Consider the following 11,880-nt stretch of genomic DNA (forward strand, 5'->3'; position numbering starts at 1 on the left):
AGCTTGGCCTCGACCACTTCGAAGGGAGATCCTGGACGGGCTTACACCGACACGCCTTGATGACCATGATCGCCTACGCCTTCCTCCAATCCCGCCGCCTTAAAGCAGCGGGACGAAAAAAAAAGAATCGCGGGACCACCGCCACAGCCGAGCATGCCGGCCGTCAGGCAAGCCATCCTCGAGCTCTTCGCTCAGCCTCCACCCCGGCGATGCCCGCACTGTGAGAAACTCCTCGTCGACCCAGGCAAAACTAAACTGCCAGAGTAGTGCTAGCCTACCAGGCTCGGCAGATCGAGCCCGTTTGCGCGGGCGCAGTGGATCGCTGTCTCGTAGCCTGCATCGGCATGACGCATGACGCCGCTCGCCGGATCATTCCACAGCACGCGTTCGAGGCGGCGGGCTGCCTCCGCCGTGCCGTCGGCGACGATCACCATGCCGGCGTGCTGCGAATAGCCGATGCCGACGCCGCCGCCGTGATGCAGCGACACCCAGGTCGCCCCGCTGGCGCAATTCAAGAGCGCATTGAGCAGCGGCCAGTCCGATACCGCGTCCGACCCGTCGCGCATCGCCTCGGTCTCGCGGTTAGGACTTGCCACCGAGCCGCTGTCGAGATGATCGCGGCCGATCACGATCGGCGCCTTCACTTCGCCGCGCGCGACCATCTCGTTGAAGGCAAGGCCAAGCCGATGACGATCGCCGAGGCCGACCCAGCAGATCCGCGCCGGCAGCCCCTGGAACTTGATGCGCGCCTTCGCCATGTCGAGCCAGTTGTGCAGGTGCTTGTCGTGCGGCATCAGCTCCTTCACGCGAGCATCGGTGCGGAAGATATCCTCGGGATCGCCAGACAGCGCCGCCCAGCGGAACGGCCCAACGCCGCGGCAGAACAGCGGGCGGATATAGGCCGGCACGAAGCCCGGGAAATCGAACGCGTTGTTCAGCCCCATGTCCTTCGCCATCTGGCGGATGTTGTTGCCGTAGTCGAGCGTCGGAATGCCCTGCGCGTGAAAATCCAGCATCGCCCTGACGTGGTCGACCATGGAGGATTTTGCCGCGAGCTCCACCGCCTTGGGATCGTCCTTACGCCTGGCTTCCCACTCCTCAAGCGTCCATCCCTTCGGCAAATAGCCGTTGATCGGATCATGGGCGCTGGTCTGGTCGGTCACGATGTCGGGCTTGACGCCGCGGCGGACGAGCTCGGGGAAGATATCGGCGGCGTTGCCGAGCAAGCCGACCGAGACCGGCTTCCTGGTCCGCGCTGCCTCCGCCATGATCGCGAGCGCTTCGTCCAGCGAGCTCGCCTGACGATCGAGGTAGCCGGTGCGCAGGCGCATCTCGATGCGGCTCGGCTGGCACTCGATCGCGAGCAGCGAAGCACCAGCCATCGTCGCTGCCAGCGGTTGCGCGCCGCCCATGCCGCCGAGGCCCGCCGTCAAAATCCATTTGCCTGCAAGGCTGCCGCCGTAATGGCGCCGCCCGACCTCGACGAAAGTCTCGTAGGTCCCCTGCACGATCCCCTGGCTGCCAATATAGATCCACGAGCCTGCCGTCATCTGGCCGAACATCATCAGGCCGGCCTTGTCGAGCGCGTTGAAGTGATCGAGCGTCGCCCAGTGCGGCACGAGATTGGAGTTCGCGATCAGCACCCGCGGCGCATCCGCATGGGTGCGGAAGATGCCGACCGGCTTGCCGGACTGCACGAGCAGCGTCTGATCGCCTTCGAGCTTGCGCAGCGAAGTAACTATCCGGTCAAAACTCTCCCAGTCGCGCGCCGCGCGACCGATCCCGCCATAGACGACGAGCTCGCCGGGCCGCTCGGCGACATCAGGATCGAGATTGTTCATGAGCATGCGGAGCGGCGCTTCCGTCAGCCAGCTCCTGGCGCTGATGTCGGAGCCGTGAGGCGCGCGGATCGTGCGTTCATTGTCCAGTCGGCGGTTCATGGGGCGACCTCTGAGGCAAGCGATGGAAACGGATCTTTCGCGAGCGCCGCGCTCGCAATGCGCGGCAGCGCGCCGGCCTCGACCAGCGCCTTGGCCCTGGCGAGGTCGTCGGCCATGTAGCGGTCGGGCCCGAGTGCCGGCACCTCCTCGCGCAACGCGGCGATGACGGCCGCAAGCGCGGGGCTGGTCAGGTGTGGCAGGCGCAACGTGATGCCTTGCGCAGCGACCAACAGCTCGATGCCGAGAATGGAGGCGAGATTATCCGCCATATCGGAGAGCCGCCGTGCGGCGTGCGCGGCCATCGACACGTGGTCTTCCTGGTTGGCGCTGGTCGGCGTTGAATCGATCGAGCATGGCGCGGCGCGCTGCTTGTTCTCGGCGTAGAGCGCCGCCGCGGTGACTTCGGCGATCATGAAGCCGGAGTTGAGGCCTGGATCCGGTGTCAGGAATGGCGGCAGGCCGAAATTCAGCGCGGGATCGACCAGCGTTGCGATACGCCGCTCGCTGATCGCGCCGATCTCCGACAGCGCGAGCGCGATTCCGTCGGCGGAAAAGGCAACCGGCTCGGCGTGGAAATTGCCGCCCGATACGATCTCGCCGGTCTCGACCAGCACCAGCGGGTTGTCCGTGACGGAATTGGCCTCGATCATCAACGTGCGCGCGGCCTGCGCCAGCACGTCGAGCGCGGCGCCCGCGACTTGCGGCTGGCAGCGCAGGCAATAGGGATCCTGCACCCGCTCGTCGCCTTCAAGGTGCGACTGGCGGATATCGCTGCCGTCGAGCAAGGCCGTCAACGTCGCGCCGGCGGCGATCTGTCCGGGATGGCCGCGCAACGCGTGGATCTCGGAGCGAAACGGCACCGTCGAGGCCATCGCCGCATCGACCGACAGAGCGCCCGTCACGAGCGATGCACATGCCAGCGCATGCGCGCGCAACAGGCCGGAGATCGCATAGGCCGTGGAAAATTGCGTGCCGTTGATGAGCGCGAGGCCTTCCTTGGGACCAAGCGTCAATGGCGCGAGACCAGCGCAGGCCAGGCCCTCACGGCCCGGCATGATCGTTCCGCCAACCAGCGCCTGCCCCTCGCCGATCATGACCGCGGCCATGTGCGCGAGCGGCGCCAGGTCGCCGGAGGCGCCGACCGACCCCTGCTGCGGCACCAGCGGGCAGATGCCGCGCGCCAGCATCGCTTCGAGCTGCGCGATGACCTCGCGCCGCACCCCTGATGCGCCGCGCCCCAGCGAGATGATCTTCAGCGCCATCATCAAGCGCACCACCGGCTCCGGCGTCGGCGGTCCCACGCCGCAGCAATGCGACACGATCAGATTGTGCTGAAGCGTCGCGGTCTGGTCCGGCGAGATGCGCTTCGAGGCCAGCTTTCCGAACCCGGTGTTGATGCCATAGGCCGGTGCAGGCGCTTGCGCGGCCGCGATCACGATCGCCGAGGCAGCATCGACCGCAGGCCAGAACGAGGGATCGAGCACCACGGTCGCGCCCGCCAGCACCTGCGCGAGATCGCCGAGGCTGACGCGGCCGGGTGTGACCACGATCGGTGTCGCCGCGCCGCTCACTGGCCTCTCCAGATACGGCGATGCAGCGGATTGAACCCGATCCGGTAGACAAGCTCGGCCGGCCGCTTGACATCCCAGATCGCGAGGTCGCACCATTTGCCGGCCTCCAACGTGCCGGTCTCGGAAAGCATGCCAAGCGCGCGCGCCCCTTCGCGCGTCACGCCGGCGAGGCATTCGACGACCGTCATCCGGAACAGCGTCGCGCCCATGTTCATCGTGAGCAGAAGCGAGGTGAGCGGCGAGCTGCCGGGATTGCAGTCGGTTGCCAATGCGATCCTGACGCCATGCTTGCGGAACAGCTCGAGGGGCGGCTTCTGCGTTTCGCGGATGAAATAGAAGGCGCCGGGCAGCAGCACCGCCACCGTTCCCGCCTGCGCCATCGCTGCGACCCCGGCCTCATCGGTGTGCTCGAGATGATCGGCGGAAAGCGCCGAGAATTTTGCGGCGAGCGCTGCGCCGCCGAGATTGGAGAGTTGGTCGGCGTGCAGCTTCACCGGCAAGCCGAGCGCCCTCGCCGCCGCGAACACGCGCGCCGTCTGCTCGGCCGAAAACGCAATGCCTTCCATGAAGGCATCGACGGCGTCGGCAAACCCGGACTCCGCCACCGCCGGCAGCATCTCGCGGCAGACCAGGTCAATGTAGCGATCCTTGTCGTCGCCGGCTTCAACTGGAAGCGCGTGCGCGCCGAGGAAGCTGGTGCGGATCGCAACCGGCCGGACGCGCGCGAGCGCACGCGCGGCACCGAGTTGCCGCAGCTCGGTGTCCGTATCGAGCCCATAGCCGGACTTGATCTCCAGCGTTGTCACGCCCTCGCCGATCAGCGCGTCGAGCCTCGGCAGCGCACTCGCAACGAGCTCCGCCTCGCTCGCGGCCCGCGTTGCTGCAACCGTCGAGACGATGCCACCGCCGGCGCGCGCGATCTCTTCGTAGCTGGCGCCCTTGAGCCGCAGCTCGAATTCGTGCGCGCGGTTACCGCCGTAAACCAGATGCGTGTGGCAGTCGACGAGACCGGGCGTGATCCACCGCCCCGCGCAATCGATCCACTCCACCACATCGGCATCCGCCGGAAAATCGGAGTGTGCGCCTGCAAAGACGATGCGGCCATCGCGCGCCGCGATCACGCCATGCGGGATCTCGCCGAGATCGGGCAGATCATCCCGCATCGTGGCGAGGTGGGCATTGTGCCAGATCCGATCGAAGCGCTCTGCCATGCAGGTAATCCTTCGCTGCCGGACGCTTGACTTATATGTCTAGACATATAATCGTGGCGCGGTTCTGTCCAGCCGGCAGGAAACATGACACGACTGCATTTCGCATCCGCGCTGCTGCCCTCGGGCTGGGCCGACGACGTGCAGGTCGTCGTCACCGACGGCGCCATCGCCGAGGTGACAGCCGGCGTCGCGCCGGCAGCCGGAGCCGAGCGCCATCAACTCGCCATTCCCGGACTAGCGAGCCTGCACAGCCACGCGTTCCAGCGCGGTATGGCCGGGCTCGCCGAGACGCGCGGCAACACGGCCGATACATTCTGGACCTGGCGCGAGACGATGTATCGTTTTGCGCTCACGATGACGCCCGACGACGTCGAGAGCGTCGCCACCTTGCTCTATGTCGAGATGCAGGAGCAGGGTTTTACCCGCGTCGGCGAGTTTCATTATCTGCATCACGATCATGATGGCGCGCCCTACGCCAACCCGGCGGAGATGGCGATGCGCATCGCGCAGGCCGCCGAGACTGCTGGCATCGGTCTCACGTTGCTGCCGAGCTTTTATGCGCACGGCACGTTCGGCGGCGCCGCGCCGCATGCCGGCCAGCGCCGTTTCATCTGCTCGGTCGATCAGTTTGCAAAATTACTTGCTGCTTCGCGCGAGGCCGTCACCAAGCTACCCGGCGCCAATATCGGCATCGCGCCGCACAGCCTGCGCGCCGTGACGCCGGACCAGCTGGCCGCGATCGTTCCGCTTGCCGACGGCGGTCCGATTCATATCCACGCTGCGGAACAAACCAAAGAAGTCGAGGATTGCCTCGCCTGGTCCGGCAGGCGCCCCGTGGAATGGCTGCTCGAACACGCGCCTGTCGATCAGCGCTGGTGCCTGATTCACGCGACCCACACGACGCCGATGGAAGTCGCTTCGCTCGCGAAGACAGGCGCTGTCGCGGGCCTCTGCCCCGTCACCGAAGCAAGCCTCGGCGACGGCATTTTTCCCGCGCGTGAATTCCTCGATGCCGGCGGCCGCTTCGGCATCGGCACCGACTGCAATGTGCTGGTCGGCATTGCGGACGAGTTGCGCCAGCTCGAATATGGTCAGCGGCTCAAGCACCGCGAGCGCAACGTGTTGTCGAACGGGCCCGGTGTCTCGACCGGACGCGCCCTGCTCGACGGCGCATTGGCCGGTGGCGGCCAGGCGCTCGCGCAACCCGTCGTGGGCCTCAAGGCCGGCGCGCGCGCCGACATCGTCACCCTCGACACCACCCATCCCTCGCTCGCCGGCCGCAGTGGCGACGCCGTTCTCGACGGCTGGATCTTTGCGGCGGGCACGAGCGCGATCGATTGCGTCTGGGCCGGCGGCAGGAAGGTCGTCGAGGGCGGGCAACATATGCTTCGCCGCTCAGCGCGGGAACGCTTCAACACGACGGTGCGGAGGCTCATCGCATGAGCCTCGCAACCGACAAGCTCGACGACAAGCCGACGCTGTACAAGCAGATCCGGCGCGATATCGAGACCAGGATCTTGACGGGCGAGTGGCCACCGGGCCATCGCATCCCGTTCGAGCATCAATTGATGGCGTGCTATCGCTGCTCGCGCATGACGGTGAACAAGGCGCTGTCGGAGCTTGCGCAGGCCGACCTGATCGAGCGGCGCCGGCGCGCCGGCTCGTTCGTCCGCCGTCCGCAGCATCTGTCCGCAGTGCTCAAGATCGCCGACATTCGCGCAGAGATTACCGCGCTTGGCCGCAGCTACGGATATCAGCTCGTTCAATGCGCACGCCGCGCCGCAAGTGCCGCGGATCGCGCCCGCCTCGGAGTGCGAAAGGCCGGCAAGGTGATCGCGATCACCTGCCGCCACAGCGCCGACAACGTGCCGTTCGCGCTCGAGGACAGGCTGATCGATCTCGAGGCGGTGCCGGAAGCGGCACACGCCGACTTTGCGGCCGAGCCGCCCGGCTCGTGGCTGCTTCATCATGTCCCGTGGACAGAAGCCGAGCATACGATCAGCGCCGTCGTTGCGGATGATCGCACCGCGGACGCGCTCGGCATCGCCGTCGGCGCGCCCTGCCTGGTGATCGACCGCTACACCTGGCGCAGCGCGCGGACGCTGACCGCGGTGCGGCTGCACTATCCCGGCGAGTCCCACCGTCTCGTCGCCCGCTTCAAGGGAGGTTGAGCGGCGATGTCGCAAGCGGCACAATTCATGCAGCAAGAGACCAATGTGAAGAGATCACTCGGGTTCAATTCATCGATCGGCAAGAGGACAACAAACATGCGTAATACAAAAGCATTCGCAGCCATCATTGCTCTCGCAGCGGCAACGCCGGCGCTCGCCGATGACGTCAAGGTCGGCATTGGCATCTCCGGCTGGACCGGCTTTGCGCCGCTGACGCTCGCCAAGGAGGCTGGCATCTTCAAGAAGAACGGCCTCGACGTCACGATCAAGAAGATCCCGCAGAAGGATCGCCACCTCGCCATCGCCTCCGGCGACGTCCAGTGCGCCGCAACGACGGTCGAGACCTGGATCTCCTGGAACGCCAACGGCGTCGCGACCAAGCAGATCTTCCAGCTCGACAAGAGCTACGGCGCTGACGGCATGGCCGTGCGCAACGATCTCGCGGCGATCAAGGACCTGAAGGGCAAGACGGTCGCGGCTTCCGCGCCGGGCACCTCGCCCTACTTCGCGCTCGCATGGATGCTCAAGAAGAACGGCCTGTCGGTGAAGGACGTCACGGTCGTGAACCTGGAGCCGGCCGCGGCCGCGCAGGCCTTCGTCTCCGGCCAGAACGATGCCGCGATGACCTACGAGCCCTACCTCTCGACGGTGCGCGCCGCGCCCGACAAGGGCAAGATCATCGCCACCACGCTCGACTATCCGATGGTGATGGACACGTTCGGCTGCACGCCGAAATTCCTGAGCGAGAATCCCAAGGCCGCCCAGGCGCTGGCAGACAGCTATTTCGAGGCGCTCGACATGATCGCGAAGGATCAGGCCAAGGCCTACGAGATCATGGGCGCCGACGTGAAGCAGACCGGCGAGCAGTTCGGCAACTCGGCAAAGTACCTGCGCTGGCAGGACAAGGCCGCGAACCAGAAGTTCTTCGGCGGCGAGTTCCTGGCGTTCAACAAGGACGCCGCGGACTTGCTGCTCGAGATCGGCATCATCAAGGCGGCGCCGAAGGTCGAGGATCTCTTCGACGCGAGCTTCATCAAGTAGCCGCGGCTAACGCCTGGTCGGTCCGCTTCGCGCGAAGCGGACCGACCCTGGATCTCGTTCTCGTCTGGAAACCTCGCCCGTGATGCGTCCCCTCGATCCCGTGACTGCGAAGCAACGTACAGCTTACGGCCTCGCGTTCTTCGTGCTGTTCGTTGCCTTGTGGTCCTGGGCGACCTTCGGCGGCCATGTATCGAAAACCTTCCTCGCGAACCCGCTGACCATGGTGCAGGAAGGCTTTGAGCTCCTGACCCGACACGGCTTCCTGTTCGACATCGGGATGACGGTCTGGCGCGTGGTCGGCGGTTTTGCGCTTGCCGCCGTCATTGCCGTGCCGCTCGGCGTGCTGATGGGCGCCTACAAGCCGATCGAAGCTTTCCTTGAACCCTTCGTGTCCTTCGCGCGATACCTGCCGGCCTCCGCCTTCATTCCGCTCCTCATCCTGTGGGCCGGCATCGGCGAGTTGCAAAAGCTGCTCGTCATCTTCATCGGCTCGGTGTTTCAGGTCATCCTGATGGTGGCCGTGACCGTCGGCGCCACACGGCGCGACCTGGTCGAGGCGGCCTATACGTTAGGGGCCAGCGACCGCGGCATCATCCGCCGCGTGTTGCTGCCCTCCTCCGCCCCCGAGATCGCCGAAATCCTGCGGCTGGTGCTGGGCTGGGCGTGGACCTACGTCATCGTCGCCGAGCTGATCGGCTCATCGTCAGGCATCGGCCACATGATCACCGACAGCCAGGCTCTGCTCAACACCGGCCAGATCATCTTCGGCATCATCGTCATCGGCTTGATCGGCCTCGTCTCCGACTTCCTGTTCAAGGCGTTCAATGCGTGGCTGTTTCCGTGGAAACTCGCATGACCAAGCTCAGGATCGATCAGGTATCGCGAACCTTTCCTGCGCGGGCCGGCCATGCGCCGACCAAGGCGCTCGAGCCGACCAGCCTGGACGTCGGCGACAACGACTTCGTCACCATCCTCGGTCCGTCCGGCTGCGGCAAATCCACCCTGCTCCGCATCGTCGCCGGTCTTGACCGGCCGACCAGCGGCCGCGTCCTGCTCGACGGGCGCGAGGTGGGCGGTCCCGGCGCGGATCGCGGCATGGTGTTTCAGTCCTACACGCTGTTCCCCTGGCTCACCGTGCGCGAGAACATCGCCTTCGGCCTGCGCGAGCGCGGAGTTTCGCAAGCTGAGTGCGGCAAGATCGCGGACGCCTTCATCCGCCAGGTGGGACTGTCCGGCTTTGAAAAACACTGGCCGAAGCAATTGTCCGGCGGCATGCAGCAGCGCACCGCGATCGCGCGCGCGCTCGCCAATGATCCAAAGATCCTGCTGCTCGACGAGCCCTTCGGCGCGCTCGATAACCAGACCCGCGCCTTGATGCAGGAGATGCTGCTCGGGATCTGGGAGCGCGATCAGAAGACGGTGCTGTTCGTGACCCACGACATCGAGGAAGCGATCTTTCTCGGCAGCCGCGTCATCGTCATGAGCGCACGGCCCGGCCGCATCAAGGCCGAGATTGCCGTCGACCTGCCGCATCCGCGCTCCTACAAGATCAAGACCACGCCAGAGTTCGTCCGTCTCAAGGAGCGCCTCGTCGAGGAGATCCGCACCGAGGCGTTGAAGGTGGCTGAACATGTCTGACAATCGTTCTGTCGCCAACGGCGAGCGCGTGCTCGCCGATCTCAATGCGCTCCGCGCCATCGGCGCCTACAAGACCGGCGTGCACAAGCCTACGTTTTCAGAGCCGCACAGGCAGTCGCTTGAATGGCTGGTCGAAAAACTTCCCGAGGCGGGCCTCACCGGCGCGATCGACGGTATCGGCAACATCCTCGGCACGAGCACACGGGCGGGACCGAAACTGCTGGCCGGATCGCATCTCGAAAGCCAGAACTATGCCGGCTGGCTCGATGGTCCGCTGGGGGTGGTCTATGCGCTGGAGGCCGCGCGCGTCATCAATTCCGATCCGTCGCTGCGCGGCGCCGTCGAAGTCGCGGCTTGGTGCGACGAGGAAGGGCATTTCGGTCACTTCCTGGGCTCGCGGTCCTATGTCGGCGGCGTGAGCGAAGCCGACATCGACGCAGCGCGCGACCGCACCACCGGGCAGAGCATGCGCGAGGCGTTATCCGATGCGGGCCTTGCCGGCCGCCCTCGCATCGCGGCTGAACCGGGACGTCACATCGGATATCTGGAGGCCCATATCGAGCAAGGCGATGCGCTCGAAACGAGCGGCCTTGCGATCGGCGTGGTCACCTCGATCGTGGGCATCTGGCAGTACCGCATCAATTTCGTCGGCGAGCAGAACCACGCGGGCACGACCCGTATGGCTTCGCGCAAGGACGCGGGCCTGGCGCTGGCCAAATTCTGCGTGGCGATCGACGCACGGTTTCCCGCCGTGGCCGGGCCGCGCACGGTCTGGACGACGGGCCGCATCACGCTCGATCCGGGCGCACCGAGCATCATTCCCGGCGGCGCCGAGATGCTGTTCCAGATCCGCGACGACGATCCGGCCGTGATCGCCCGGCTGGAGGGCCTCCTGCGAACGATGATCGATGAGGCCAACGCGCACGGCCCCTGTCAAGTCACCCTGGAGCGGCTACGCACCGGCGTGCCCGCCAAAATGCATCCGCCCTTCCAGGCGGCCATTGAAGCTGCGAGCAAGGCCTTTGCGAACGGACGCTCCGTCCGCATGCCCAGCGGCGCCGGCCACGACGCCCAGGTTCTCGCAACCATCATGCCTGCGGCGATGCTGTTCGTGCCCTCGATCGGCGGCATCAGCCATCACTGGACCGAGAACACGGCTGACGCTGATATCGTCACCGGCGCCCAAGTGTTCGTGGACGCCTGCCGGCGCATTCTCGCGGGATGAGCGTGGCACCGCTTTTCGGTTAGATGATTTGCCTGAAGGCGAATTTTGCGACAATCTACGATCTTACGCTGCGCCTCTTCTGCTTTCCCGGCTCCCGAGGGGAGCGATGGCGCCTTCGCACCGTCCGTTCTCTTTTTGCAGCGACCCGCCGCGCCGCCGCCACCGCCAGTCGCGCCCACGTGAGAAGCTCGTCGGGTTCGTCGAACAACCGTTCCGGCGCGCGCCAAAAGGAGAGATCGATGGTTTCGCCTCTCTTCTCGTAGTTGAGAGGTGGAAAGGTTTCGGCTTCCTTGAAGGTCGCCCGGTTATGCTCATCCACCCGAAAGTAGAGCGTGTTGTCTCTCACCATGCCGAGCATGAACCCGTCGCAGAACACACCCGTCTTTCCGAACATGCGGCGCATTGTGATGCGTCCGAGAGATGCGAGCTGCTCGCGCAGAAACTCCGTAAAGCTTTCGCTGGCAACCATGCTCGATCTCACGCAGTCCAGCTCGAGGCCTCAATCATCGCGTCCAGAACCCTTGCGAGGGAATACGGAACGCGTGATTGAAGCGCGAGGACGCGTTTTGCCACGCGATGATCATCGTAAGCTCTGCAATGGTGTCGTCGTCGTAATGCCGTTGGAGGCGCGCGAACAGCTCGTCGTCAACGTCGCAGCGCGTCTCCGTAATCGCGTCAGCGTACTCGAGCGCCACCCTTTCCGCTTCGCTGAAAAGCGGGCTCCTCGCGTAGTCGTTGAGAGCGTCGATCTTGTCTGTCGAGACACCCAGCCTGCTGGCTTTTGCCGCATGAGCGTCCTGACAGTACTCGCAGCCGTTCGACCAGGCGACGCGTCGGTTCACCAGCGCTCGAAGCGTATCAAGCCCGCGCGCTGCTTCTTCCTGAAGGGCCGCCCACATCTTCTTGGCGGCGCGGAGGTAAGGCGGGTGGCGCGCGTAGAAGAGATAGGGATAGAGCGGTGCGCCCCAAAGCTTGCGTTGCTCCTCGAGCGTTTCGCGCAGGTCGTCCGGACAGGTCTCAACGTCGACCGGCGGAATGCGTGTTTTTCCGTCCTGCATGGTCACCTCCTTTGCGCGGTCTGCC

Annotated in this window: 11 protein-coding genes and 1 pseudogene; 7 read left to right on the forward strand and 5 right to left on the reverse strand. The window is 65.5% G+C overall.

Annotated features, from left to right (window positions below):
- A pseudogene (locus YUU_RS60435) lies at positions 1-224 on the forward strand (IS701 family transposase); the annotation flags it as partial.
- 45 nt (positions 225-269) lie between these two features.
- Here the strand turns inward: YUU_RS60435 and hutU are convergent.
- Genes hutU through hutI form a run of 3 tightly spaced genes read right to left on the reverse strand, consistent with a single transcriptional unit; the run spans position 270 to position 4,722 of the window.
- Positions 270-1,940, reverse strand: a complete 1,671-nt coding sequence (hutU, locus tag YUU_RS0131535) for a urocanate hydratase (RefSeq protein WP_027525938.1) — start codon at positions 1,938-1,940, stop codon at positions 270-272.
- Positions 1,937-3,511, reverse strand: coding sequence for a histidine ammonia-lyase (gene hutH / locus YUU_RS0131540; protein ID WP_027525939.1), 1,575 nt, complete (start codon positions 3,509-3,511; stop codon positions 1,937-1,939). Before hutH ends, hutU begins: the two co-directional genes overlap by 4 nt.
- Positions 3,508-4,722: an imidazolonepropionase gene (gene hutI / locus YUU_RS0131545; RefSeq protein ID WP_027525940.1), complete on the reverse strand. Its 1,215-nt coding sequence runs from the start codon at positions 4,720-4,722 to the stop codon at positions 3,508-3,510. Before hutI ends, hutH begins: the two co-directional genes overlap by 4 nt.
- An 84-nt stretch (positions 4,723-4,806) precedes the next feature.
- On the opposite strand from hutI, the gene YUU_RS0131550 reads away from it, so the two are divergent.
- The 6 genes from YUU_RS0131550 (at position 4,807) to YUU_RS0131575 (ending at position 10,797) form a co-directional block, all read left to right on the forward strand.
- A complete protein-coding gene (locus YUU_RS0131550) occupies positions 4,807-6,165 on the forward strand; it encodes a formimidoylglutamate deiminase (RefSeq protein ID WP_027525941.1) in 1,359 nt (452 codons plus the stop codon).
- Entirely contained in the window at positions 6,162-6,893 is a 732-nt protein-coding gene (hutC, locus tag YUU_RS0131555) for a histidine utilization repressor (protein WP_027525942.1), read from the forward strand. The genes YUU_RS0131550 and hutC overlap by 4 nt, the downstream gene beginning before the upstream one ends.
- Positions 6,894-6,989: 96 nt before the next feature.
- On the forward strand, positions 6,990-7,934 hold the full coding sequence (locus YUU_RS0131560) for an ABC transporter substrate-binding protein (RefSeq protein ID WP_027525943.1): 945 nt from the start codon (positions 6,990-6,992) through the stop codon (positions 7,932-7,934).
- A gap of 82 nt (positions 7,935-8,016) precedes the next feature.
- A complete protein-coding gene (locus tag YUU_RS0131565) occupies positions 8,017-8,790 on the forward strand; it encodes an ABC transporter permease (protein ID WP_027525944.1) in 774 nt (257 codons plus the stop codon).
- The gene (locus tag YUU_RS0131570) at positions 8,787-9,572 is read left to right on the forward strand and encodes an ABC transporter ATP-binding protein (RefSeq protein WP_027525945.1); all 786 of its coding nucleotides are present in this window, start codon (positions 8,787-8,789) and stop codon (positions 9,570-9,572) included. The genes YUU_RS0131565 and YUU_RS0131570 overlap by 4 nt, the downstream gene beginning before the upstream one ends.
- Complete coding sequence (locus tag YUU_RS0131575; protein ID WP_027525946.1) at positions 9,565-10,797, forward strand: Zn-dependent hydrolase; 1,233 nt, start codon at positions 9,565-9,567, stop codon at positions 10,795-10,797. Before YUU_RS0131570 ends, YUU_RS0131575 begins: the two co-directional genes overlap by 8 nt.
- A 55-nt stretch (positions 10,798-10,852) precedes the next feature.
- Here YUU_RS0131575 and YUU_RS0131580 read toward each other — a convergent pair whose 3' ends face one another.
- On the reverse strand, positions 10,853-11,266 hold the full coding sequence (locus YUU_RS0131580) for a TfoX/Sxy family protein (RefSeq protein ID WP_027525947.1): 414 nt from the start codon (positions 11,264-11,266) through the stop codon (positions 10,853-10,855).
- A gap of 34 nt (positions 11,267-11,300) precedes the next feature.
- On the reverse strand, positions 11,301-11,855 hold the full coding sequence (locus YUU_RS52390; protein ID WP_035663920.1) for a carboxymuconolactone decarboxylase family protein: 555 nt from the start codon (positions 11,853-11,855) through the stop codon (positions 11,301-11,303).
- Positions 11,856-11,880 lie beyond the last annotated feature (25 nt).

The sequence above is a fragment of the Bradyrhizobium sp. Ec3.3 genome, assembly GCF_000472925.1.
Classification (GTDB): domain Bacteria; phylum Pseudomonadota; class Alphaproteobacteria; order Rhizobiales; family Xanthobacteraceae; genus Bradyrhizobium.

What these genes read in the sequence shown, in the direction of transcription:
- YUU_RS0131575 (WP_027525946.1), top strand. Translation starts at nt 9,565, where the DNA reads ATGTCTGACAATCGTTCTGTCGCCAACGGCGAGCGCGTGCTCGCCGAT.
- YUU_RS0131565 (WP_027525944.1), top strand. Translation starts at nt 8,017, where the DNA reads ATGCGTCCCCTCGATCCCGTGACTGCGAAGCAACGTACAGCTTACGGC.
- YUU_RS0131550 (WP_027525941.1), top strand. Translation starts at nt 4,807, where the DNA reads ATGACACGACTGCATTTCGCATCCGCGCTGCTGCCCTCGGGCTGGGCC.
- hutU (WP_027525938.1), bottom strand. Translation starts at nt 1,940, where the DNA reads ATGAACCGCCGACTGGACAATGAACGCACGATCCGCGCGCCTCACGGC.
- YUU_RS0131580 (WP_027525947.1), bottom strand. Translation starts at nt 11,266, where the DNA reads ATGGTTGCCAGCGAAAGCTTTACGGAGTTTCTGCGCGAGCAGCTCGCA.
- hutI (WP_027525940.1), bottom strand. Translation starts at nt 4,722, where the DNA reads ATGGCAGAGCGCTTCGATCGGATCTGGCACAATGCCCACCTCGCCACG.
- YUU_RS0131570 (WP_027525945.1), top strand. Translation starts at nt 8,787, where the DNA reads ATGACCAAGCTCAGGATCGATCAGGTATCGCGAACCTTTCCTGCGCGG.
- YUU_RS52390 (WP_035663920.1), bottom strand. Translation starts at nt 11,855, where the DNA reads ATGCAGGACGGAAAAACACGCATTCCGCCGGTCGACGTTGAGACCTGT.
- hutC (WP_027525942.1), top strand. Translation starts at nt 6,162, where the DNA reads ATGAGCCTCGCAACCGACAAGCTCGACGACAAGCCGACGCTGTACAAG.
- YUU_RS0131560 (WP_027525943.1), top strand. Translation starts at nt 6,990, where the DNA reads ATGCGTAATACAAAAGCATTCGCAGCCATCATTGCTCTCGCAGCGGCA.